Below are 512 nucleotides of genomic sequence, written 5' to 3'. Positions count from 1 at the left end.
GGGCTTTTCATCAAACAAGGTTTGAAATTCGTCGGGAATAACGATGTCATTCTTTGCCTCAGCCGTCATTCCAGCGAAGGATTGACTAAATACAAGCCCCCCTAGTATCAACGTTTGCATTTTCATATGCCCAGCTCCATTTGCATTCGAACCACGCCGACACATTTTGTGTCAACCCCCAGCTCGACCGGAGCAAATTTCAAAGTTACTTCATGCTCGGCATAGAGTCCAGTACGCCCCGCCTCTTGAAAGCTAAGCGCTCCTCCACCGATATCGACGCCCGCCTCAGACACTTCTTCTAAGGTGCCGTCAACGTTAACAAAGACAGAGGCGAAATCTTTAGAGCCGAGCTCCCCTCCTCCCGTTCTGCAACTTGATTGATTAATCGCCATGGTCAAATGATAAGTCTCACTGTCGATATCTGACGCGGGTAGGTTGGTTACTATTTGTAATAAATCGGTAATTGGCCTAAAAGAACGAGACGCCATATCAAACTCCAATTCCCACTCTCC

Annotated in this window: 1 protein-coding gene; it reads right to left on the bottom strand. The window is 47.7% G+C overall.

Features of this window, described 5'->3' with window-relative positions; all coding sequences use genetic code 11:
* Positions 1-122: 122 nt before the first annotated feature.
* Positions 123-512, bottom strand: a 390-nt coding sequence (locus R7E78_RS30725) for a hypothetical protein (RefSeq protein ID WP_318059221.1), incomplete at its 5' end; no start/stop codon positions are given.

This window comes from Vibrio sp. YT-19(2023) (assembly GCF_033337395.1).
The sequence above is the reverse complement of the archived record's forward strand: the minus strand, read 5'-3'. Positions and strand labels throughout refer to the sequence as shown.